The 21,243-nt window shown below is 73.1% G+C and carries 19 protein-coding genes; 8 read left to right on the forward strand and 11 right to left on the reverse strand.

Annotated features, from left to right (window positions below; translation table 11 throughout):
- The first annotated feature begins 598 nt into the window (after positions 1–598).
- Both ACIBR0_RS24175 and ACIBR0_RS24180 read left to right on the forward strand, forming a co-directional pair.
- Positions 599–1,237 (forward strand): TetR/AcrR family transcriptional regulator, encoded by a 639-nt coding sequence (locus ACIBR0_RS24175; protein WP_357039934.1) that lies wholly within the window; start codon positions 599–601, stop codon positions 1,235–1,237.
- Positions 1,238–1,301: 64 nt separating this feature from the next.
- The gene (locus tag ACIBR0_RS24180) at positions 1,302–1,529 is read left to right on the forward strand and encodes a DUF3107 domain-containing protein (protein WP_357039937.1); all 228 of its coding nucleotides are present in this window, start codon (positions 1,302–1,304) and stop codon (positions 1,527–1,529) included.
- A gap of 59 nt (positions 1,530–1,588) precedes the next feature.
- Here the strand turns inward: ACIBR0_RS24180 and ACIBR0_RS24185 are convergent, their stop codons facing one another.
- Complete coding sequence (locus ACIBR0_RS24185) at positions 1,589–2,266, reverse strand: ferritin-like fold-containing protein (protein ID WP_396719283.1); 678 nt, start codon at positions 2,264–2,266, stop codon at positions 1,589–1,591.
- A gap of 294 nt (positions 2,267–2,560) precedes the next feature.
- Between ACIBR0_RS24185 and ACIBR0_RS24190 the strand changes: the two genes are divergently transcribed.
- Together ACIBR0_RS24190 and ACIBR0_RS24195 are read left to right on the forward strand one after the other, a co-directional pair.
- Positions 2,561–4,240 carry a DEAD/DEAH box helicase gene (locus tag ACIBR0_RS24190; RefSeq protein WP_396719285.1) on the forward strand — a complete coding sequence of 560 codons (1,680 nt, stop codon included), beginning with the start codon at positions 2,561–2,563 and terminating at the stop codon, positions 4,238–4,240.
- Between the two features lie 124 nt (positions 4,241–4,364).
- Entirely contained in the window at positions 4,365–5,507 is a 1,143-nt protein-coding gene (locus tag ACIBR0_RS24195; protein ID WP_396719393.1) for a class I SAM-dependent methyltransferase, read from the forward strand.
- Here the strand turns inward: ACIBR0_RS24195 and ACIBR0_RS24200 are convergent, their stop codons facing one another.
- On the reverse strand, positions 5,508–5,909 hold the full coding sequence (locus ACIBR0_RS24200; RefSeq protein ID WP_396719287.1) for a hypothetical protein: 402 nt from the start codon (positions 5,907–5,909) through the stop codon (positions 5,508–5,510).
- Between the two features lie 255 nt (positions 5,910–6,164).
- Here ACIBR0_RS24200 and ACIBR0_RS24205 point away from each other — a divergent pair, with 255 nt between their 5' ends.
- A complete protein-coding gene (locus tag ACIBR0_RS24205; protein ID WP_357035641.1) occupies positions 6,165–6,581 on the forward strand; it encodes a helix-turn-helix domain-containing protein in 417 nt (138 codons plus the stop codon).
- Between the two features lie 24 nt (positions 6,582–6,605).
- Here the strand turns inward: ACIBR0_RS24205 and ACIBR0_RS24210 are convergent, their stop codons facing one another.
- Both ACIBR0_RS24210 and ACIBR0_RS24215 read right to left on the reverse strand, forming a co-directional pair.
- Entirely contained in the window at positions 6,606–7,541 is a 936-nt protein-coding gene (locus ACIBR0_RS24210; RefSeq protein ID WP_396719289.1) for a hypothetical protein, read from the reverse strand.
- A 143-nt stretch (positions 7,542–7,684) separates the two neighbouring features.
- Positions 7,685–9,832 carry a DEAD/DEAH box helicase gene (locus tag ACIBR0_RS24215; protein ID WP_396719291.1) on the reverse strand — a complete coding sequence of 716 codons (2,148 nt, stop codon included), beginning with the start codon at positions 9,830–9,832 and terminating at the stop codon, positions 7,685–7,687.
- Positions 9,833–9,992: 160 nt separating this feature from the next.
- On the opposite strand from ACIBR0_RS24215, the gene ACIBR0_RS24220 reads away from it, so the two are divergent.
- A complete protein-coding gene (locus tag ACIBR0_RS24220; RefSeq protein ID WP_396719293.1) occupies positions 9,993–10,811 on the forward strand; it encodes a hypothetical protein in 819 nt (272 codons plus the stop codon).
- Positions 10,812–10,980: 169 nt separating this feature from the next.
- Here the strand turns inward: ACIBR0_RS24220 and ACIBR0_RS24225 are convergent, their stop codons facing one another.
- The 6 genes from ACIBR0_RS24225 to ACIBR0_RS24250 all read right to left on the reverse strand — a co-directional run bounded on the left by ACIBR0_RS24225 (position 10,981) and on the right by ACIBR0_RS24250 (position 17,348).
- Positions 10,981–12,105 carry a branched-chain amino acid ABC transporter permease gene (locus tag ACIBR0_RS24225; protein ID WP_396719295.1) on the reverse strand — a complete coding sequence of 375 codons (1,125 nt, stop codon included), beginning with the start codon at positions 12,103–12,105 and terminating at the stop codon, positions 10,981–10,983.
- Positions 12,102–12,992 (reverse strand): branched-chain amino acid ABC transporter permease, encoded by an 891-nt coding sequence (locus ACIBR0_RS24230; RefSeq protein ID WP_396719297.1) that lies wholly within the window; start codon positions 12,990–12,992, stop codon positions 12,102–12,104. The genes ACIBR0_RS24225 and ACIBR0_RS24230 overlap by 4 nt, the downstream gene beginning before the upstream one ends.
- Positions 12,993–13,721, reverse strand: a complete 729-nt coding sequence (locus ACIBR0_RS24235; RefSeq protein WP_357038313.1) for an ABC transporter ATP-binding protein — start codon at positions 13,719–13,721, stop codon at positions 12,993–12,995. It abuts the gene before it with no gap.
- Positions 13,718–14,461 carry an ABC transporter ATP-binding protein gene (locus ACIBR0_RS24240; RefSeq protein WP_357038316.1) on the reverse strand — a complete coding sequence of 248 codons (744 nt, stop codon included), beginning with the start codon at positions 14,459–14,461 and terminating at the stop codon, positions 13,718–13,720. The genes ACIBR0_RS24235 and ACIBR0_RS24240 overlap by 4 nt, the downstream gene beginning before the upstream one ends.
- A gap of 6 nt (positions 14,462–14,467) precedes the next feature.
- Positions 14,468–15,673 (reverse strand): substrate-binding domain-containing protein, encoded by a 1,206-nt coding sequence (locus ACIBR0_RS24245; protein WP_396719300.1) that lies wholly within the window; start codon positions 15,671–15,673, stop codon positions 14,468–14,470.
- Positions 15,674–16,220: 547 nt separating this feature from the next.
- The gene (locus tag ACIBR0_RS24250; RefSeq protein WP_396719302.1) at positions 16,221–17,348 is read right to left on the reverse strand and encodes a glycerophosphodiester phosphodiesterase; all 1,128 of its coding nucleotides are present in this window, start codon (positions 17,346–17,348) and stop codon (positions 16,221–16,223) included.
- Between the two features lie 188 nt (positions 17,349–17,536).
- Between ACIBR0_RS24250 and ACIBR0_RS24255 the strand changes: the two genes are divergently transcribed.
- Entirely contained in the window at positions 17,537–18,871 is a 1,335-nt protein-coding gene (locus tag ACIBR0_RS24255; protein ID WP_396719304.1) for a TrkH family potassium uptake protein, read from the forward strand.
- Positions 18,872–18,896: 25 nt separating this feature from the next.
- Positions 18,897–19,529, forward strand: a complete 633-nt coding sequence (locus ACIBR0_RS24260) for a potassium channel family protein (protein ID WP_396719395.1) — start codon at positions 18,897–18,899, stop codon at positions 19,527–19,529.
- A 50-nt stretch (positions 19,530–19,579) separates the two neighbouring features.
- Here ACIBR0_RS24260 and ACIBR0_RS24265 read toward each other — a convergent pair whose 3' ends face one another.
- A complete protein-coding gene (locus ACIBR0_RS24265) occupies positions 19,580–21,199 on the reverse strand; it encodes a serine/threonine-protein kinase (protein WP_396719306.1) in 1,620 nt (539 codons plus the stop codon).
- Positions 21,200–21,243 lie beyond the last annotated feature (44 nt).

The raw sequence follows: 21,243 nt of genomic DNA on the forward strand, positions 1-21,243 counted from the left end.
CCACCCGGTGGGGACTGCTCGGCGTCGGTCGCGGGGCGCTGCGCCGGCACCACCAGTCGATCGCCGTCGGTGTCGCGGTGCGACTCGTCGAAGGGGCCGGGCGGCGCGCTCACCGGTGCGGGTCGCCCGGCCGGCACGTCAGCGCCGGGCCGCGGGACGCCGTTGGTGCGGTGGCCGTTGACCCGGACCGGGGGCTCGGGGTCGCCCGGAACAGCGGGCAGCGGTGACGGCAGGTCACCGTGCCGTGACGATGAGGCGGCCCATCCCGGGTGCGGATCCGGTGTACGCCAGGGGGACGCCGGCTCCCGCGACGGTGGCCGGTCCCCGAGCCGGGGCCAACCGGTCGCCGGGGGCGCCCACCCGTCGCCGGAACGGGCCAGGTCGTCGTGCGGACCCGTCCCGTCACCGTGCTCTCCCGGGGTGGCGGCTCCGGGTTGCCCTGCTTCACTCACCGCGCGCTCCTTGGTCGCCCCCGCTGAGGCTACCGTGTGGTGACAGTGGCGATAAGTTACAGCGGCGGGCCAATTCCGCGACGGGCTACAAGCCCCGACCGGTACGGGTGAAATGCCGGCTCGTACGACGAAACTCGGAGGTTCCCATGACCGCTGTGGGGAACGGTGCACACACTGCCGGCCGGCCCACCCGCCTGCCCCGTTCCGCCCGCCGCAAGCAGTTGCTCGCAGCGGCGCAGGAGGTGTTCGTCGCGCAGGGTTACCACGCTGCCGCGATGGACGACATCGCCGAGCGGGCCGGGGTCTCCAAGCCCGTGCTCTACCAGCACTTCCCGGGCAAGATGGAGCTCTACCTGGCGCTGCTCGACACGCACTGCGACGCGATCGTGGCGAAGGTGCACGACGCGATGCGCGGGACCATCGACAACAAGGAGCGCGTCGGTGCCTCGGTACGGGCGTACTTCGACTTCGTCGACCACGAGAGCGAGGCCTTCCGTCTCGTCTTCGAGTCCGACCTGCGCAACGACCCGGCGGTGCGGCAGCGCGTCGAGCGGGTCGAGCAGGGCTGCATCGCGGCGATAACCGACACCATCATCTCGGACACCGGCGTCAGCCGGGCGCACGCCGAGCTGCTCGCCTCCGGGCTGGTCGGCGCGGCGGAGACGGCCGCGCAGTTCTGGCTGGCCGGTGGACGGCAGGTGCCCAAGGCGGAGGCCGAGGCGCTCGTCGCGGCGCTCTCGTGGCGGGGCATCGCGAGCTTCCCGCTGCAAGGTGAGTCAGCCTGACCGCCACCGGTGTGATCGGATAGCCTTCGCACGGCGGCTCATTCGCCCCAGTTGAGGAGGCACCGTGGAGGTCAAGATCGGCGTGCAGTACGCGCCGCGCGAGCTGGTTCTGGAGAGCGCGCAGTCGCCGGCCGAGATCGAGCAGGCCGTGACCGACGCCTTCGCCAACAACAGCGGGACGCTCTCCCTCACCGACGAGAAGGGCCGGCGGATCATCGTGCCGGTCGACAAGGTCGCGTACGTGGAGATCGCCGAGGCGTCCCCGCGCGCGGTCGGTTTCACCGTCCGCTGACGTTCCGCGCTCCCGACGGCGGTGGTGGCCGCAGCCACCACCGCCGTCGGGAGCCTGGGTCAGTTGTTGAGGCCGACGGCGCCCATCCGCGCGGTGTGCGCCGCGGTCAGCCGTCGGAACAGCCCCGCCACGTCCGCCTGCTCGTCCCGCGCGATCAGCGCGGTGAGTGCCCCGAGGTCGGCGGACGCCACCCGGCCGGCCTGGGACAGCGCCTCGCCGACCAGCCGCCGGGCCCACATCGAGAGCCGGTTGGCGACCCGGGGGTCCGTCTCGATGGCGAGGCGGATCTCGGCGGCGGCGAAGTCGGCGTACCGGGACTCGTGCAGCACGTCGAGGACGAGCCGGCGGTCCGGTTCGGTGAGGGCGCCGGCGATCGCCCGGATGAAGTCGTCGGTGATCCCGTCCCCGACGTACGCCTTGGTCACCGCCTCGGCCCAGTCCCTCGGCTCGGTCGAGTCGTGGAACGCCTGCAGTGGCGCGACGTACGGCGCCATCGCGTCGTCGGGCAGTACGCCCAGCGCGGCGAGCCGGTCGGCCAGCCGGCGGTAGTTGGCGATCTCGGCGGCCGCCATCTCGCCGAGCGCGGCCCGCCGGCGCAGGTCGGGGGCGAGCCGGGCGTCGGCGGCCATCCGTTCGAAGGCCAGCAGTTCGCCGAGGGCCACCAGGCCGAGCAGGTCCACGACGGCACGTTCGGGCGGAATGTCGGCGGTGTGGTCGGACGGGGTGGAGGCGGACATCTGGGCAGGTTACCGCCCGACCTTCCCGGGCGTGGCACGTGGCCCAGGTCACACCGATCGGCCCTGGACGCGGACCGCCATCCGGAATCAGGACGGTGACCGGCCGGTTCAGGTAGACTGGAGCAGTTGCCGTGGGCACCGACCGACGTTCGATCCGGTCGACGTTCCCCCACGGCGCGCGTGCGGCCCGGTCCGGCCCGGCAGTCTGCCGCCGACCGTGTGGCCCGCGCCATACCCGAACAGCGCCCTGAGGACTAAAGGGGCGCACCCACGAGAGGGCACCCCCAAATCCATATGAGCGAGCTGACCCAAGATCTCATGGACGGCCAGGAACTGGCCCCCACCGCTCCGGTACGACCGGAGGCGCCCACGTTCGCCGAGCTGGGCGCACGTCAGGAGACCGTCGACGCGCTGGCCGCGTCCGGCATCACCCGGGCCTTCGCCATCCAGGAGTACGCGCTGCCGATCGCGCTGCGCGGCACCGACCTGATCGGCCAGGCCCCCACCGGCACCGGCAAGACCCTCGGTTTCGGCGTACCGCTGCTGGAGCGGGTGTTCGCGCCCGCCGAGGGCAGCGACGGCGTGCCGCAGGCGCTCGTCGTGGTCCCGACCCGCGAGCTGGGCATCCAGGTCGCCAAGGACCTCCAGGCCGCGGGCCGCACCCGCGGCGTGCGCGTGCTGCCGATCTACGGCGGCGTGGCGTACGAGCCGCAGATCGACGCGCTGCGCAAGGGCGTGGAGATCCTCGTCGGCACCCCGGGCCGGCTGATGGACCTGCAGAAGCAGAAGCACCTGCGACTCGACCGAGTGCGCGCGCTGGTCCTCGACGAGGCCGACCGCATGCTCGACCTGGGCTTCCTCGACGACGTCGAGAAGATCCTCGCGATGCTGCCGGAGGACCGGCAGACGATGCTGTTCTCGGCCACCATGCCGGACCCGATCGTCACGCTGTCCCGGCGCTTCCTGCGCCGTCCGGTGACCATCCACGCCGGGCACACGGCCGAGACCGGTCCGTCGCCGCAGACCCAGCAGCTGGCGTACCGCACCCACTCGATGAACAAGATCGAGATCGTGGCGCGGATCCTCCAGGCCGAGGGGCGCGGGCTGACCATGATCTTCACCCGGACCAAGCGGGCGGCCGACCGGGTCGCCGAGGACCTCGACTTCCGCGGTTTCGCGGTCGCCGCCGTCCACGGTGACCTCGGCCAGGGCGCACGGGAGCGGGCGCTGCGCGCATTCCGGGCCGGCAAGATCGACACGCTGGTCGCCACCGACGTGGCCGCGCGTGGCATCGACGTCACCGGCGTCACCCACGTCATCAACTACGACTGCCCCGAGGACCAGGACACCTACACCCACCGGATCGGTCGTACCGGCCGGGCCGGGGCGACCGGTGTCGCGGTGACCTTCGTCGACTGGGACGACATGCCCCGCTGGCGGATCATCGACAAGACGCTCGGCCTGGACATGCCGGAGCCGCCGGAGACGTACCACACGTCCGCGCACCTCTACACCGACCTGGGCATCTCCACCGACATCTCGGGCACCCTGCCGACGGCCGAGCGCACCCGCGCCGGCCTCGCCGCCGAGGTCGAGGAGGACCTGGGTGGCCGTTCGCGGCGCGGCGAGGGCCGCGGCACCCGGCGCGGTGAGGGTCGGGACGGTCGCGGCGACGCTGGCGGCCGTGAGCGCCGCCGGGGCCGGGGCACCGACAACCCCGCCACCGGGCCGGACGCCGCCGAGGCGCCCGCCGTCGCCGAGGGCGAGGAGGATGCACGTACCCCGCGCCGCCGCCGGCGCCGTCGGGCCGGCGAGACGGTCGCGGGCGAGCCGACCGCGGTGATCACGGCTGAGGCCGGCGACGCCCCGACCGCCGTCGAGGGCGAGGCCACGAAGCCCCGCCGCCGCCGGCGCCGTCGTGGTGGCGGTGGCTCCGCCGCCGGTACGCCGGCCGAGGCGACCAGCGTCGACTGATCGACCGACCACGAACGTCCCCCGCCCCGGTCCCGGAGCGGGGGACGTTCGCTGCGGACGGGCTGTCAGGGACGACCACGCGGCTCGCGTGACGGGTGCGCGGACCAGCAAGGAGGGTGGAGCGGTGCCGGAGTCGTTGGAGGGCGCGCTGGCCGAGGTGCGGGCGTTGCTGCTCGATCCCGCGCTGACACGGGCGGTGGGCGCCGGGCGACGGCGGGGACAGCGCCCCTCGGTGGTCCGGGCCGAACTGCGGCCGGTCACCCTCAAGGCCGGTCCCCGTCTGCAGATCTCCACCTCCGACGGCGCCCGGCCGTACACCCGCAACGTCGCACCCGGTCCCGAGGCGGGCGCCGCCGTGGACGCGCTGCTGGCCGAGCCGTTCGGCAACTGGCACGTCGAGACGGCCGACGCCACACTCCAGCTCCGGGTCACCAAGTCGGGCGAGGCGCAGGTGCACCGCGCCGCCGTGAGCCGTCCCGCGCCGGAGCCCACCGGGCACGACCGCGCCAAGGACTGGCTGCTCGATCCCGGCGACCCGATCTTCGTGGAGATCGGCGGGTCGGCGGCGAAACGGCGGCAGGTCGACGCGTTCCTGCGCGCCCTCGCGGCCACCCTCCCCGAGGAGCTGACCGGCCCGCTCCGGGTGGTGGATCTGGGCTGCGGCAACGCGTACCTGACGTTCGCCGCGTACCGGTGGCTGGCCCAGCGCGGACTCGACGTCGAGCTGGTCGGTGTGGACGTCCGGGAGGACCAGCGGCAGCGCAACACCGAGCTGGCCGAACGCCTCGGCTGGGGCGACCGGGTGCGCTTCGTGGCCGGCACGATCGCCGAGGCGGTCGTCGAGCCCGCCCCCGACCTGGTGCTGGCGCTGCACGCCTGCGACACGGCCACCGACGAGGCCCTGGCCCGGGCCGTGCGCTGGCAGGCGCGCTGGGTGCTGGCCGCACCGTGCTGCCACCACGACGTGGCGGCCCAACTGCGGGCGCGACCGGCCCCGGCGCCGTACGAGCTGCTGACCCGGCAGGGCATCCTGCGGGAGCGCTTCGCGGACGTCCTCACCGACGCGCTGCGGGCCGGGCAGCTCCGGCTGCACGGCTACCGGGCCGAGGTGGTCGAGTTCGTCGACTCGCGGCACACACCCCGCAACCTGTTGATCCGGGCCCGACGCACCGGCGCGGACCCGACACCCGCGCAGCGGGCCGAGTACGAGGCCCTGGTCGACCAGTGGCGCATCACCCCGCGTCTGCAGGCGCTGCTGACCGCCTGATCAGCGGCGTCGGTCCCCGTTGTTCCGCGTGCGCCCGCCGGTCAGCGGCCGCTCGGAGTCCGACGGCACGGACGGGAACGGCACCACCTTTCCGGTGCTCTCGGCGTTGCCGGCGGCGGCGAAGGCATTCCAGGAGATGTCCACGAGCAGTCGCTTGAACTCGGCGTGCCGCTCGGCCGCGTTGCGTTGCAGCGCCATCCGGGCACCGAGCACCACGGCGACGAGCGTGGTGGTGATCGCGCCGGTGGCGGCCAGCAGGTGCAGGCCGGTGGCGGTGTCGCCGCGAACCGCCAGGACGAGCAGCCAGATCCAGAAGCCGGCGGCGAAGACGCCGGCCTTCGCCACGAAGAAGAGACTCACCGCACCCGGGCGGTGCGGCATTGGACGGTCGGGGGCGGCCATGCTGCTCCTCGTGCTGCGGCCGTTCCCGTCGGCGGTCCGGCGCGGTCAAAATGTGTTCGATGGGTGACGAAGCGTCGATTTTAGTTGAGGAATGACAATGATCAAGTGGTCCCGTGCCGCTTCGCGGCATTGATCCACCGGCCGGTCCCGCCGACGGGACGGTCTGGTCGATCAGTCAATTGCTTCCGTGATACCCCGTACTACCCTCGACGATGCGCACCACCGGGTGCCGGTCGGGAGGGACGACCCGCTGGAATGGCTTCGTCAGAGGTATCGCCGCAGGTGGCGTTCGCACGCTTCGTGCGGCGCGCGATCGACGACGCCCGCGAGGAACGCGGCTGGACGGTCACCGACCTGGCGTCCCACACCGGGGTCGGTCGCTCCACCGTGTTCCGCTGGCTCGCCGGCGACTGGCAGGACTACCCGGAACTCGCCAAGGTGCGGGGCTTCTGCGCCGCGCTCGACCTGCCGGTCGCGGCCGCGTTCCGCGCGCTCGGTCTGCCCGACGCCGGGCCCGCGCCGCGCCGCCGCGCGGACGACGGCCCGGTCGAGGCCGACGTCCGGGTGATCCTGCAACGGCTCGCCGACCCCACCGTGCCGGCCGAGGAGAAGCATCACATCCGCGATCTGCTGCGCTACCTGGCCCGCCGGCCGATCCGCCGGGTGGGCTGAGCCGCCCGACCGGGCCCGTCCCGTTCAGGGCACGTCGACGGTGAACTCGGCGGTCCGCACCACTCCGCCGACCTTGAAGTCCAGGTAGAGCCGGTACCGCCCGGTGGCGGGCGTGGTCACCCAGAACGTCGGCGTACCGTCCACCAGTTCCGGCTCGGGGTGGACGTGCAGGTAGCCGAGATCCCCCTCGCGCAGCGCGACGAGGTGCCCGTACGCGCCGAGGTGCCGCTCCAGGGCCGCCGCACCGCCGTCGGACGCGGTGAACCGGAAGGTGAGCGGCGCCGACACGCCGGCCGCCGGATCGCCCCGGCGGGCGACGGTGAACCCGTCGACCGTCGCGGAGGTGGCCGCCGCCGGGAGCCGCCGGGGGGCGTACCCGCCGGGCACGACCAGGTCCACCCCGAGCGTGGCGGCCGTCTGCCGACCGTCGTCGGCCAGGGCGGTGAAGTCCGCGTACGCCCGCCACACGCCGGGCTCCGCCAGGGTCAGCGGCACCGACCAGGTGCCGTCGGCCGCCATGGTCGGGTGCAGGTGCTGGTAGCCGGTCAGGTCGCGGCGGACCACGATGAGGTGCATCGGCTTGTCGTGCACGACGGCGAACCGGGTGACCGGCCGACGCTGCGCGTCCCGCACCTGGAACCGCAGCTCGCCCGGCCGTCCGGGGGCGAACTCCACGCCGGCCGGTGCCAGCGTGTAACCCGCCGAGCTGACCGAAAGTCCCCGCGTCTCCGCCGCCACGCCCTGGTCGCCACCGTGCTCGTGGGCGCCGGTGCCGGCCGGGTGGCTGTGGTCGCCCGGGACGCTCGCCGCGCCGGCGGCGGTCGACGGGCCACCGTTGATCCGGCCGAGGCCGAAACCGAGCAGGACGGCGAGCACCAGCCCGCCGACGACCAGCGCCAGACGCAGGGTGCTCCGGTCCGGCACGGCGGAGACCTGGTCAGCGGGCTGCCGGTCGGTCATGGCCTCCACGCTACCGGCGAACCCGGGTGCTCCGGCCCGGCGGCGCCGCGGCGTGGCGACCGTCGCAGTCCGGCCCGGCCGGGAACTTTCCCGCCCCGCCGGACGACGGAACGGGCAGCTCGGCCGGAACGCCGCCGGCCCGCTCAGCCCGCGACCGCGAGGGCGAGCGGCAGCACGTCCGGCGCACCGGCCCGGCGCAGTTCCCGGGCGACCATCGTCATGGTCCAACCCGAGTCGACCAGGTCGTCGACGAGCAGCACCGGCCCGGCCAGCCCGCCGAGGGCATCGGCGACCTCGTCGGGCACGGTGAAGGCGCCGTGCAGCGCGCGTACCCGCTGGGCGCTGTTGCCCCGCGCGCCCCCGGCGCCGGACGGGCCCACCGGGGTCACGTGACCGAGCAGGGGCAGCCGACCGACCGTGGCGATGCGCTCGGCCAGCGACCCGACCAGCCGGGGCCGACGCCGCGACCCGACCGCCACCACGCCGACGGGACGACGCGGCCATGGGTCGTCGCCGTGCGCCCACGCCTTCAGCACCTCGACCACGGCGGCGGCCACGTCGTCGGGCACGGGCGCGTCCGCCGCCTCCGGCCCGACCAGGGTGCGCAGCCGCCCACCCCAGCCGAGGTCCGACAGGCGGCCCACCGCCCGCCCGGGCAGCGCCTGCTCCGTCGGGGGGATGCGGCCCTTCAGGGGTACCCCGACCGCGTCCAACCCGGTCGGCCACAGCTTCTTGGGCGCGACCTCCACACCGGGCCGCCCCAGGAAGGTCTGCGCGGCGGTCAGCGCGGCCTCGGACACCTCGGCCGGGAAGAGCGGGCCGGCGCAGCGGTCGCACCGCCCGCAGTCGGCCGCCCCGGTGTCGTCCAGGCACTCGCGCAGGTAACGCAGCCGGCAGCCGGGCGTGGTCGCGTACTCCCGCATGGCCTGCTGCTCGGCGGTGCGCGCGGCGGCGACGCGGCGCAACCGGACCTCGTCGTAGGCCCACGGCTCGCCGGTGGCGAGCCACCCACCGCGCACCCGGCGGACCGCGCCGTCCACGTCGAGGACCTTGAGCATCAGCTCCAGCCGGGCGCGGCGCAGGTCGACGATCGGTTCGAGGGCCTGGGTGGAGAGCGGCCGATCGGTGTGCAGGGCGGCGAGCACGGCCCGGACCTGCTCCTCCGGCGGGAAGGCCAGCGAGGCGAAGTAGCGCCAGATCGCCGCGTCCTCGGCGCCCGGCAGGAGCAGCACCTCGGCGTGGGCGACGGCGCGACCGGCGCGGCCGACCTGCTGGTAGTACGCGATCGGCGACGGCGGCGCGCCCAGGTGCACCACGAAGCCGAGGTCGGGCTTGTCGAAGCCCATCCCCAGCGCGCTCGTCGCGACCAGTGCCTTGATCTTGTTGTCCAGCAGGTCCTGCTCGGCGGCGCGGCGGTCGGCGTCCTCGGCCTGCCCCGTGTACGACGCGACCGGGTAGCCCCGCGAACGGAGGAACTCGGTGGCCTCCCCCGCCGCGGCCACGGTGAGCGTGTAGACGATCCCGGAGCCGGGCAGCTCGTCGAGGTGGTCGGCGAGCCAGGCCAGCCGGTGCGCCGGGCTCGGCAGGTCGAGCACGCCCAGCCGCAGGGACTCCCGGTCCAGGCTGCCACGCAGCACGAGGGCGTCGCCCAGCTGCTCGGCGACGTCCTGGGTGACCCGGGCGTTCGCGGTGGCCGTCGTGGCCAGCACCGGCGTGTCCTCCGGCAGGTTGCCGAGGAAGGTACGCAGCCGGCGGTAGTCCGGCCGGAAGTCGTGCCCCCAGTCGGAGACGCAGTGTGCCTCGTCGACCACCAGCAGACCGGTGGTGGCGGCGAGCTTCGGCAGCACCGTGTCCCGGAAGTCCGGGTTGTTCAGCCGCTCCGGGGAGATCAGCAGCACGTCCACCGCACCGGCGTGGATCTCGGTGGTGATCTCGTCCCACTCGTCCAGGTTGGCGGAGTTGATCGTGCGGGCGCGGATGCCCGCCCGGGCAGCCGACTCCACCTGGTTGCGCATCAGCGCCAGCAGCGGCGACACGATCACCGTCGGACCGACCGGCCCGGCGTCCGGCGCCGGGCCGGCTACGTCGCGGTCGCGCAGCAGCGCGGTGGCGACGAAGTAGACCGCGGACTTGCCCCAACCGGTGCGCTGGACGCAGAGCACCCGGCGCCGGTCGACCACCAGCGCCTCGATCGCCCGCCACTGGTCCTCGCGGAGCCGGGCGTGCTCGCCGGCCAACCGCCGCAGCACCGCCTCGGCCCGCTCCCGTACCGCCGTCCGATCCACACCCATCCGGCATTTCTACCAGCGCCGGACGACACCGGCGGTGTTCCCCTCCCGACACCCGCCGGGGCCCCGATCGGCAGTGCACGGCGGTCGGACGGCAGCATGACGGTGTGCTCGTGTCAGGATCGGCCTCGGCATCAAGCCCCGTGAGAGAGAGACAAGCGACATGACGCAGCGAATCGGCACCGCTGGACTGCTCCGGCGGGTCGCCGCCGGCGCGACCGCCGTGCTGGCAGCCACCACCCTGCTGGCCGGGTGCAGCGGCGACACGGGCGGGACGTCCGCGCCGTCCAAGAGCCCGGACCCGAAGACGGACCTGCTGGCCGCCGTGCCGGACGAGAAGGACCCGGCGTTCCGGTTCAGCGGCACGGACGAGACGGGCTCCGCCGTCTCCGGGCTGGTCGACCCGGCCGCGAAGGGCACCGAGCTGACCGTGATCGAGAAGGACGCGGAGGCGGGCTTCACCATGAAGCTGTCGTTCCGGGTCGTCGAGGAGCGCTCCTTCATGAAGGTCGACTTCGACGGTGCCGACGAGCTGGCCGCCCTGCTCAAGCTGCCGAAAAAGTGGATGGAGCTGGACGAGACCAAGATCGAGGACCCGGAGGGCGTGCCCGGGTACGAGGGCGCCGACCCGGGCAACACCGGCGTCATCCTGCGCGTCGCCGACGGCGTCGCGAAGCAGGCGGACGGGTCGTACACCGGCACGGTCGACCTGACCGGCGACCCGGCCGTGGCCGAGGCGATGGAGGGCCTGGACCTCGCCGCCCTCGCCGACAAGGCCAAGGCGGTGCCGTTCACCGCCACGGTCGGGCCGGACGGGAACCTGGCCACGCTCACCCTGGACATCCCGGCGGCGGGCAAGAAGAAGGCCGCGAAGTACGCCGTCAAGTACTACGACTTCGGCACGGCCCCGAAGATCACCGCGCCGACCGGCGACGACGTGCAGGCCGCACCGGCTTCGGCGTACGAGATGTTGAACGGCTGACGCACGACGCACAGCGACGGAGCCGCGGCCACACGGGGCGCCGCGGCTCTCGCCCCCGGTGCCCCCCACCCCGCCCCGCCCCCCGCCCCCCACGCCGAACCCGTCGATCATGAGGTTGGCGGGGCGACACGCCGGTGTGCCGCCCCGCCAACCTCATGATCGACGCGGGTCAGCGCTCCCGGGGGCGGGTGCGGAGGGAGTTGCGGAGCAGGGTCAGGCGGGGGGCCAGGCTGGCCAGGCCGCCGGGGAAGAAGTACACGGCCAGGATGAACACCGTGCCGAGCACGAACAGCGGCTGGGACAGCGGGCGGCTGAGGAACGCCGGCAGGGCGTCCACCGCGTCGCTGGTGCCGAAGGCGACCAGCCGGTGGTCCAGGTACATGTAGAGGATGCCCCCGATGACCGGCCCCCAGCGGGTGCCGGGGCCGCCGAGCACCACCATGACCAGCAGCGACAGCGTCAGCTCACTGGACGTGATGTGCGGCGAGGCGCCGCCGACGATCAGGCAGTAGACCACGCCGCCGGCCGCCGCGAGCCCGCCGGCCAGGGTGAACGCCACCAGCTTGAACCGGTACGGGTCCAGCCCCAGCACCCCGATCCGCCGCTCGTCGTCCCGCAGGCCGGCGAGCACCCGGCCGGTCGGCGAACCGGACACCCGGTGCACCACGAAGACCACCACGACCAGGTACGCCAGGGCCAGCCAGTAGAGGTTGACGGTGTTGGTGACGCCGACCAGCCCCTCCGGCAGCCCGGACACGTCCAGCGGCAGGCCCTCCTCGCCGCCGGTGAGCCCGCCGAAGTCGCGGGCCACCAGGATCGCGCCGACCTGGGCGAAGGCGAGGGTCACCATGGCGAAGGCGATCCCGACCGTACGCAACGCCACCGCGCCGAGCAGGGCGGCGAGGATCGTCCCGCCGGTGATGGTGAACAGCGCCGCCTGCCACAGCGGGAGCCCGGCCCGGGTGACGAGGATGTCCGTGCCGTACACCCCGGCGGCGAAGTAGAGCGCGTGCCCGAAGGAGAGCATGCCGGTCCGCCCGAACAGCAGGTCGTAGCCGGCGGCCAGCCCGCCGAACACCAGGCAGACGGCGAGCAGTTGCAGGGTGCCGGGCGAGTTCAGCGGACCCTCGAAGATGCCCGGCAGCTCCAGCTTCGAGTACGGCAGGGCCAGCGCCACCAGCAGCGGGATCAGGGGCAGGAACGGGCGCACCCGTCCCCACCGGTCTCCGGGGGTCAACTCGGCAGGCACCGCCGCCGGGGGCGCGGGAACCTCGGGACTCTTGACCTCGGTCATGCCGTTGCCACCTTTCCGGCGATGCCCTGCGGGCGCAGCAGCAGCACCACGGCGAGCAGCCCGACCACGCAGACGTCGCCCAGCCCGGAGGTGCCGTAGTAGTTGACGAACTGTTGCAGCAGCCCGACGGCGACGGCCGCGTACGCGGAACCGACGACCGACCCCATCCCGCCGATGACCACCACGATGAAGGCGAAGATCAGCAGGGAGCCGCCCTGGCCCGGCGAGACGGTGCCGAAGTAGACGCTGCCGAGCGCACCGGCCAGCGCCGCGGCGGCCCCGCCGATCGCGAAGACCAGGGTGAACGCCTTGCGCACGTCGATGCCGAGCGCGGTCACCATCTCCCGGTTCTCCACCCCGGCCCGGATCACCAGGCCGTAGCGGGTCCACCGGAGGAACGCGAGGATCGCGCCGAGCACCACCACCGCCGCGATGATCAGCAGCAGGCCGCCGTTGGGGACGTTCGCCCCGAGGACCGAGGTGACCTGGCGGGTCCACTCGGGCCGCGGGAAGGTGCGCGCGTCGGCGCCCCAGGTGGCCTGGAGCAGTGCCACGCCGGCCAGCGAGAGACCGACGGTGACCAGCACCTGCTCGATGGTGCGGGAGTACAGCGGCCGGATCAGCACCAGCTCGACGAGCACCGCGACCAACGTTCCGGCGGCGACGCCGAAGGCGACCGCGACCACGAAGCCGAACCCGTCCGGCCCGGCACCGGGCAGGTTGCCCGCCGCCCACCACGTCGCGTACGCGCCGACGCCGAGGAAGAGGCCGTGCGCGAAGTTCAGCACGTCGGCGAGGCCGAAGACCAGGGAGAGTCCGGAGGCGACCAGGAAGTAGAGCGCCGCCAGGCCGAGCCCGGTCAACGTCAGGAGAACGATCGTGTCCATCTAGTGATGCACCTCCGCCGAACCGACACCGAGCAGGGACTTGGTCAGGCCCGTCTCCAGCAGCAACTCCTGCGCGTTCCCGGTCCAGGCCACCTGCCCGGAGGAGAGCACCACGGCGTCGCGGGCGAGCCGCCGGACCACCGCCAGGTTCTGCTCGACCAGCAGCACCGGGACGGACTCGGCGACCCGTTCCAGCACCTCGGCCACCTCGGTCACCACCTTCGGCGCGAGGCCCTTGGTCGGCTCGTCGACCAGCAGCAGCCGGTTGTCGTTGAGCAGCACCCGGCCGATGGCGAGCATCTGCTGCTGCCCACCGGAGAGCGAGCCGGCCCGTTGCCGTCCGCGCCGGTCCAGCTCCGGGAAGAGCGCGAAGACCCGGTCGTACGCGGGGGTGGTGCCCCGCCGCTCGGCGAGCCGCAGGTTCTCCGCGACGGTGAGGCCGGCGAAGACGCAACGGTCCTCGGGCACGTAGCCCAGCCCACCGCGGACCAGCCGGTGGGTGGGGCGCGCGAGGAGGCTCTGCGCGCCCATCCGGACGGCGCCGCGCACCTCGCCGTTGCGGGGGGTGAGCCCGACGATCGCCCGCAGGGTGGTCGTCTTGCCGACGCCGTTGCGGCCGAGCAGCACGGTGACGCCGGTCGGCGCGACCGTGAAGGACACCCCCTGGAGGATGTGCAGCCCGGCGATGCGGACCGACAGGTCCTCCACACTGAGTACCGGCTCAGTCATAGCGATTCCCCCAGGTAGGCCTCTTGCACCGTCGGGTTGGCCATCACCGTCTCCGGGGTGTCGCAGGCGAGCAGGGCACCGTGGTGCATCACGGCGATCCGGTCGGCCAGTTCGAGGATCACGTCCATGTGGTGTTCGACCATGAGCACGGACCGGCCGCTGTCGCCGGTCAGCGAGCGGATCACCTGCACCAGCTCGGGCACGTCCTCGGCGCTGACCCCGGCCATCGGCTCGTCGAGCAGCATGACCCGGGGTTCGCCGGCGAGCAGCAGGGCGATCTCCAGCTTGCGCTTCTCGCCGTGGGCGAGGGTGCCGGCGAGCGCCGTACCCCGGTGGGTGAGGCCGACCCGGTCGAGCGCCGCGTCGGCGGCGGCGGCGACCTCCCGGTCGGCCGCCGCCCGCCGCCACAGCTTCATCGAACCCCCGCGGTACGCCTGCACGGCGAGCCGGACGTTCTCCCGCACGCTGAGCGAGCCGAAGACCGAGGACGCCTGGAAGGTACGACCCAGCCCGAGGCGGGCCCGCCGGTGCGGCGGGAGGGCACTGATGTCCTGCCCGTCGAGGGTGATCCGACCTTCCGTGGCCCGGCGCAGGCCGGTGATCAGGTTGAACAGTGAGGTCTTGCCGGCGCCGTTGGGCCCGATGACGCCGAGGAACTCCCCGGGCGCCAGGTCGAGGTAGACGCTGTCGACGATGGCGACCTCACCGATCCGCCAGGTCAGACCGCGGGTGGTGAGCATTCTGCGTCAGCCCTTCATCGCCACGGCCGGCGGCGCCGTCTCGTCGCTGGTCAGGCTCTTCTGCGCGCTGGCCGTGAAGGCCTGGCCGCTACCGGTGAGCTTGGCCTGGAACATCGGCTGGAGCAGGGCGTGGTCCTCCTTGCGGATGGTCATCTTGCCCTTGATCCCGTCGAAGCTCCAGCCCTCCAGGGCGGTGATCATCTTGTCCACGTCGTCGCCGCCCTCCTGGGCCGCACGCACGACCATCTGCGCCGCGGCGAACCCGTCCGGGTGGAACAGGTCGAGCGTCCCGCCGGGGATCTTGGCCTTGGCGGCCTTGGCGGCCTCGGTGTCGCTGGCTCCGTCGAAGTAGTGCGACAGGAAAGAGATCTTGCTGCCGGCGGCGCCGAAGGTGGGCCACGAGGCGCGGATGTCGAGCCCGGTGACGACCGTGGTCGAGGACAGTACGCCCTGCTGGTCGAGGGTCTGCCACATGGCCGGGGCGGTGGTGCCGGCCCACGCCACGAAGAGCAGGTCCGGCTTGGCGGCCTTGATCTGGCTCGCGAACGGGGTGAACTCGGTGGCGCTCGCCGGAGCCCGGACGCTGGTGACGGTCGCGCCGGCACCGCCGATGACGTTCTTGACGGCCGCCTCGTTGGCGTCGCCGAAGGCACCGTCCTGGGCGAACACCACGACCTTCTTGCCCGCCGGGTCGCCGATGAACGACCTGGCGGTCACCACGTCCTGGTACGACTGCCGGCCGGAGCGGAACGTGTACTTGTTCGCGCCGGTCACGCCGTCGGTGGCGGCCGGACCGGAGATGAAGAGGACCTTGTTCTGGGCGGCGATCGGGGCGACCTGGAGGGCCACGCCGGACGACGTCGAGCCGGCGATGATCTTGTGCCCCTTGCCGATCAGGTCCTTGGCCGCGGAGACGGCCTTCGCCGGGTCACCGGCGTCGTCGACCTCGGTCAGCTCGATGGCCCGCTCGCCCACCTTGTTGGTGCCCTTGGTGGCGTAGTCGAGGCCGGCCTTGAACCCCTCGATGTACTGCTTGCCGTAACTGGCCAGCGCTCCCGACTGGGAGTACACCAGGCCAACCTTGACCGGTGCGGCGCTGTCGCCGCCGCCGGAGGCGGTTTCCTGCGGGCTGCCACAGGCCGTGGCGGCGAGCGCCGCGGCCATCATCGTGGCGGCGGAGAGGAACACCCGCCGCGTCGTCCGGACCGTCATTGCGACTCCACGTGAGGACTCGGAGGAAGGGGAACTCATTGTCGGCTCACGCTAGAAGTGACGTCACCCACGGGCTATGTGGCGGAAACACACAAGTAACAGGAGCGGGGTGGCGCACGGTTACAGCGGCCCGCGCCGGGCAGTGACGGCGTACGGAGGCGATGGCCCTCGTCGCCACCGCCAACCCCGGCCGTGTGTCGCCCCCCGCCACCAGTGCACCACCCGTCGCCGGTCTACGGTCCGCGCCGCGCCACCCGTCACGCCTTCACGCCGCCGCCCTCCGTCCGTGCGCGACGGGTGGAACACCATTGCTGTCTCCGGCGGGCGGTGACGTACATGGTGTTCCACTCGACCGCGTCGGCGGGACGCACGCGCCGTCGCGGTCGGCCGGAAGCGGACACCACAGGCTCCCACCGAGACGGTGCCGGGCGCGAGTCGGGGCGCCCCCCCCGCCCCGGGGGGGGGGGGGGCGGGCGGGGGGGGGGCGGGGGGGGGGGGCCCCCCCCCCGGGGCCGGGGGGGGGGGGCCCGACGGGCGGGCCAGGTGGTCAGCGGCGGGGCAGGCCCGCACGGGCGGCGACGGCGGTGTCCGGGTGGTCGGTGAAGACACCGTCCAGGCCCAGGCCGTAGAACAGTTCGTACTCGGCCTGGATGTCGCCGCGGGCGACCGGGTCGGTGCCGATCCGGAAGTCGGCCGGCAGGAACTGGTTCTCCGCCCGGAAGGTCCAGGCGTGGACGATCAGGTGCTCGGCGTGCGCGTCCCGCACCAGGGTGGTGGGGGCGAGCAGCCGGCCGGTGGCGTCCCGGGGCACGATCAGGTTCTTGTTCGCCCCGATCCCGTCGGCGTACGTGGCGATCCACGCCAGGCCGGCCGGCTTCGCCAGGTCGGCGTAGGTGCGGGTGTCACCGGCGACGGCGAAGTCGTACGGGCGGCCTGCCGCGTCGAGCAGCTGGGCCAGCTTGACGTCGACGACGCGGTTCAGCTCACGCAGGTTCGCCGTCTCGAAGGACTGGATGATCACCGGTGAGTTGCGGTGGGTCAGCTTGTTGCGCCGCAGCACCTCGACCAGGGGCTTCTCCAGCGGCAGGCCGATGGAGGCGAAGTACGTCGGGTGCTTGGTCTCCGGGTAGACACCGATCACCCGTCCGCGCGCCCGACCCTCGGCCCGGGCAAGGTCGATGACCTCCTGGAGGGTGGGCACCTCGAACCGGCCGTCGAAGGCGGTGTTGGCGACCCGCACCTGCGGCAGCCGCTCCTTGGCGCGCAGCGTCTTCAGCTCGGTCAGGGTGAAGTCCTCGGTGAACCAGCCGGTGACGGACACCCCGTCGATGGTCTTCGTGGTCCTCCGGGCGGCGTACTCGGGGCGGGCCGCGACATCGGTCGTACCGCTGATCTCGTTCTCGTGCCGGGCGACCAGGACGCCGTCGCGGGTGGCGACCAGGTCCGGCTCGATGTAGTCGGCGCCCTGGCGGATCGCCAGCCGGTACGCCTCCAGCGTGTGCTCCGGCCGGTACCCGCTGGCGCCACGGTGACCGATGACGATCGGGCGGTGGGTGGCGCGGTCGCGGTCGGCGTGCTCGGGCCGGTCGTCGCGGGCCGCGGCCGCGGTCGGCACGGCCACCGCCGCCGCCAGCAGCGCGCCGGCCACACCGAGCACGGAAAGGGTACGTCGCAAGGCCGTCTCCTGTCGTCGAGGGGATCGACGACAGCAGACCCTCGTTCCCTGGCCGGCAGTTGGTCGGGGTCTGGCGACCGGGTGAACACTTGCGGGGTGCCGGCGGACCGGTCGCGACGGACCGGGCTGGCAGCGGGCGTCGTCGCCGTTTCCGCACCACGGCTGGGGCGGAAAAGGAAGATTGTCTGGTGCGCCGGCTTCTTCGTCACCCAGTACGGCTGGTGCCGCTCGCCTTCCTGGTGCTGATCCTGCTCGGCACCGGGCTGCTGATGCTCCGTCCGGCGACCATCGTCTACGAGCGCACACCGTTCGCCACCGCGCTGTTCACCGCCACGTCGGCGGTCTCCGTCACGGGCATGGCCGTCAACGACACCCCGAACTACTGGTCCGGTTCCGGGCTGGCGCTGATCACCGTCCTCACGCAGATCGGCGGCCTGGGAATCCTCGCCGGCGCCGCGCTGGTCGTCCTCGCGGTGTCCCGCCGGCTCGGGCTGCGCAACCGGCTGCTGGTGCAGGCCGAGACCGCCGAGTACGGGGTCGGCGACGTGCGGAGGCTGCTGCTGCGCATCGTGACGACCGTCCTGGCGTGCGAGGCGGTGATGACGCTGGTCGTCGCGGGTCGCCTGTCGCTGGCCTACGACTACCCGGTGGGCCGGGCGCTGTGGTCCGGCGCCTTCCACTCCGTGCAGGCCTTCAACAACGGCGGCTTCTCGCTCTACACCGACGGCCTGCTGGCCTTCTCCCTGGATCCCTGGGTCTCGTTGCCACTGGCCGTCGGTGCCATCGTCGGCGGCCTCGGCTTCCCCGCCCTGTTCGAGGCCGTGCGGGAGTGGCGGCGACCCCGCCGCTGGGCCGTGGCCACGAAGCTGACCATCTGGGGCAGCGTCGTGCTGCTCGTGATCGGCTTCGCCGCCCTGCTCGCCGCCGAGTGGACCAACGTCAGGACCATCGGCCAGTACGACGTCCGGGGCAAGATCCTGGCCTCGTTCACCCAGGTCGCGCTGAGCCGTACCGGCGGGTTCGCGGTGCTGCCCACCGCGTCGCTGAGCGAGGAGAGCTTCCCGCTGCTCACCGGTCTGATGTTCATCGGCGGCGGCAGCGCCAGCACCGCCGGCGGAGTCAAGGTCTCCACGTTCTTCCTGCTCGCCTTCGTCATCTGGGCGGAGCTGCGCGGTGAGCCGGACGTGCGGATCGGGGACCGCCGGGTGGCCACCGCGAGTCAGCGGCAGGCGATCACGATCGCCCTGCTCAGCGTCGCGTTCGTGGCCGCCGGCACGACCGCCCTGATCGTGCTCACCGAGGGCGTCCTGTTCAACCAGGCGCTGTTCGAGGCGACCTCGGCGTTCAGCACCACCGGCCTGTCCGTCGGGATCGCCCAGTCGCTCTCCGACGGCGGCCAGTACCTGCTCACCCTTCTGATGTACATCGGCCGGATCGGGCCGCTGACCCTCGGCTCCGCGATCGCGTTGAACACCCGACGGTCGCGGTACCGATACCCGGAGGAGCAACCCATTGTCGGCTAGAGGAACGAACTCCGGCGCCGTCCTGGTGATCGGCCTGGGACGGTTCGGCCACCACCTGGCCGGCGCGCTGGCCGCGCAGGGCCACGAGGTGCTGGCCGTCGACCGCAACGCGGAGCGGGTGCAGAGGTGGGCGGACCGGCTGGACCGGGTGGTGCAGGCCGACGCCACCGAGGAGGGGGTCCTGCGCCAGATCGGTGTGGCCGATCTGCAGCGGGCGGTGGTGGCCATCGGGGCCTCGGTCGAGGCGAGCGTCTTGAGCGTCCTGGCCCTGGTCGAGCTGGGGGTGCCGCAGATCTGGGCGCGGGCCACCTCGGCGAAGCACGCCAAGATCCTCGGGTCGGTCGGCGCGCACCACGTCATCTTCCCCGAGGCCGAGACCGGTGAACGGGTGGCCCACCTGATCGTCAGCCGCATGCTGGACTTCATCGAGTTCGGCGACGACTTCGCCATCGCGAAGATACCCACCCCGAAGGGCCTGACCGGACGTTCGCTGCGCGAACTGGCCCCGGTCGAGCACTACGGGGTGCGGGTGGTGGGCGTGAAGGACCCCGGGGAACGATTCCGGTACGCCACCGACGACCGGGTTCTCGTGCCGGGCAGTGTGCTCATCGTCGAGGGCAGCATCGACCAGGTGCAGCGCTTCGCCGCCCTGACCTGACCCGCGTCACTTTCCCTTGCCCTGGCCTCCCCGGCCGCCGTTGCCCGGCTTCACGCTTTTCCCTTACCACCGCCCTTGCCCTTGCCGGCGTTCTCCGACCTGCCGCTCTTCGTGCCGTCGCGGGAGCCGCTTTCGTCACGGCCGGACGAGGTCGTCGTCTTCCTGGGCGGCGCCTTCCGCACCGAAGGCTTCGGCGCCGGGGCGGTGCTGGGGACCGATCCGGCGACGCCCGAGACCTGCACCGCGCAGACCTGGTCGCCCACGCGGAACTCCACCGGCAGTGGGTTGGCCCCGGTGTACCGGCCCGCGAGGGAGACCTTCTCGGTGACTCCCGGCGCCAGGGCGGCCCGCTGGGGCGCCGGCTCGACCTGCACCGTCGAGCCCTGCTGACGTACCGTCGCCGGCTCGGCCTTCGTCACCGTCTGCTGCCCGGGGAAGGTGAAGCTCATCCGCCAGTCGCGCAGCTCGGAGCCGCCGGTGTTGGTCAGGGCCACCTCGGCGGCGAAGTCCTTCCCCGAGTCGGCGCGCAGGGCGTACGCGACCTGGCAGGAAGGCTTCTTGTCGGCGCCCATCCGCGCCTCGGTGGGCTGGTCGACACCGCCACTGGCCGAGCTGCCGGAGGTCACCCCCCACATCGCCGCCGTCACCGCCACGAGGCCACCGGCGGCCACGAGCGCCTCGGCCCTTCGGCGCCGGCGGGTCGACCGGCGGTTCCGGGCGACGGAGAAGGGCAGCGCGTCGGTGGCCACCGACCAGGGCAGGATCGTCGTGCCGGCGTTCGCCAGCTCGACCGAATGGTCACCGACCGGGGCCGGGGACACCGGCACGGCGGGGATCATGCCGGCCGCCTCGGCGAGCGTACGGGCCACCTCGGCCGTGGTCGGCCGGTCCGCCGGCCGCTTGGCCAGGCACCGGTGCGCCAGGTCGCGCACCTCGTCCGGGAGCCCGGTCACCGGTGACATCGGATCGGGGTCGGTGTACATGTGCGCACGCAGCATCTGGGTGGTCGTGTCGGCCTGCCAGGGCAGCCGGCCAGTGAGCATCCGGTAGAGCAGCAGGCCCATCGCGTACACGTCGGTGGCCGGCGAGACCTCGCCGTTGTCGAGCCGCTCCGGGGCGAGGTACGCGGGCGTGCCGAGCAACGCGCCGTCCGGGCCCTTCTCCTTCTCCCCCACCAGCGCCGAGATGCCGAAGTCGACCACCTTGACCCCGGTGGCCGTGATCATGACGTTGCCCGGGGTCACGTCGCGGTGCACCACACCACGCGCGTGCGCGGTGGCCAGCGCCGAGGCGACCTCCGCACCGATGGACACGGCCTCCCGCCAGGGCAGCCTGCCCCGGCGCAGCCGGCCGTTCAGCGACTCGCCGTCGACCAGCTCCATGACGACGTACGGCACGGTCAGCTCACCCTGCACGGACTCGCCGTAGTCGTACACGTTGGTGATGTTGGGGTGACAGAGCCGGGCGGCGGCCTGGGCCTCCACCCGGATCCGGTGCCGGAACGCCCGGTCGCTGGCCAGCCGGGACGCGAGCACCTTGACCGCCACCTGGCGGCCGAGCACCTCGTCGTAGCCGCGCCACACCACGGACATGCCGCCGGCACCGAGCTGTTCGATCAGCCGGTACCGCTCCCCGAGCAACTGCGCGCCGTCACGGACTCCTCCACCCATGGGAGTCGTTGTTGCCCGGGACCGTCCCGGCTACACCTGGAAGG

Source organism: Micromonospora sp. NPDC049497, assembly GCF_044465805.1.
Classification (GTDB): Bacteria; Actinomycetota; Actinomycetes; order Mycobacteriales; family Micromonosporaceae; genus Micromonospora.

Coding starts and splice junctions, on each gene's coding strand:
- ACIBR0_RS24245 (WP_396719300.1), bottom strand. CDS start 15,673: ATGACGGTCCGGACGACGCGGCGGGTGTTCCTCTCCGCCGCCACGATG.
- ACIBR0_RS24175 (WP_357039934.1), top strand. CDS start 599: ATGACCGCTGTGGGGAACGGTGCACACACTGCCGGCCGGCCCACCCGC.
- ACIBR0_RS24205 (WP_357035641.1), top strand. CDS start 6,165: ATGGCTTCGTCAGAGGTATCGCCGCAGGTGGCGTTCGCACGCTTCGTG.
- ACIBR0_RS24265 (WP_396719306.1), bottom strand. CDS start 21,199: ATGGGTGGAGGAGTCCGTGACGGCGCGCAGTTGCTCGGGGAGCGGTAC.
- ACIBR0_RS24235 (WP_357038313.1), bottom strand. CDS start 13,721: ATGACTGAGCCGGTACTCAGTGTGGAGGACCTGTCGGTCCGCATCGCC.
- ACIBR0_RS24215 (WP_396719291.1), bottom strand. CDS start 9,832: ATGGGTGTGGATCGGACGGCGGTACGGGAGCGGGCCGAGGCGGTGCTG.
- ACIBR0_RS24230 (WP_396719297.1), bottom strand. CDS start 12,992: ATGGACACGATCGTTCTCCTGACGTTGACCGGGCTCGGCCTGGCGGCG.
- ACIBR0_RS24240 (WP_357038316.1), bottom strand. CDS start 14,461: ATGCTCACCACCCGCGGTCTGACCTGGCGGATCGGTGAGGTCGCCATC.
- ACIBR0_RS24210 (WP_396719289.1), bottom strand. CDS start 7,541: ATGACCGACCGGCAGCCCGCTGACCAGGTCTCCGCCGTGCCGGACCGG.
- ACIBR0_RS24185 (WP_396719283.1), bottom strand. CDS start 2,266: ATGTCCGCCTCCACCCCGTCCGACCACACCGCCGACATTCCGCCCGAA.
- ACIBR0_RS24190 (WP_396719285.1), top strand. CDS start 2,561: ATGAGCGAGCTGACCCAAGATCTCATGGACGGCCAGGAACTGGCCCCC.
- ACIBR0_RS24220 (WP_396719293.1), top strand. CDS start 9,993: ATGACGCAGCGAATCGGCACCGCTGGACTGCTCCGGCGGGTCGCCGCC.
- ACIBR0_RS24225 (WP_396719295.1), bottom strand. CDS start 12,105: ATGACCGAGGTCAAGAGTCCCGAGGTTCCCGCGCCCCCGGCGGCGGTG.
- ACIBR0_RS24200 (WP_396719287.1), bottom strand. CDS start 5,909: ATGGCCGCCCCCGACCGTCCAATGCCGCACCGCCCGGGTGCGGTGAGT.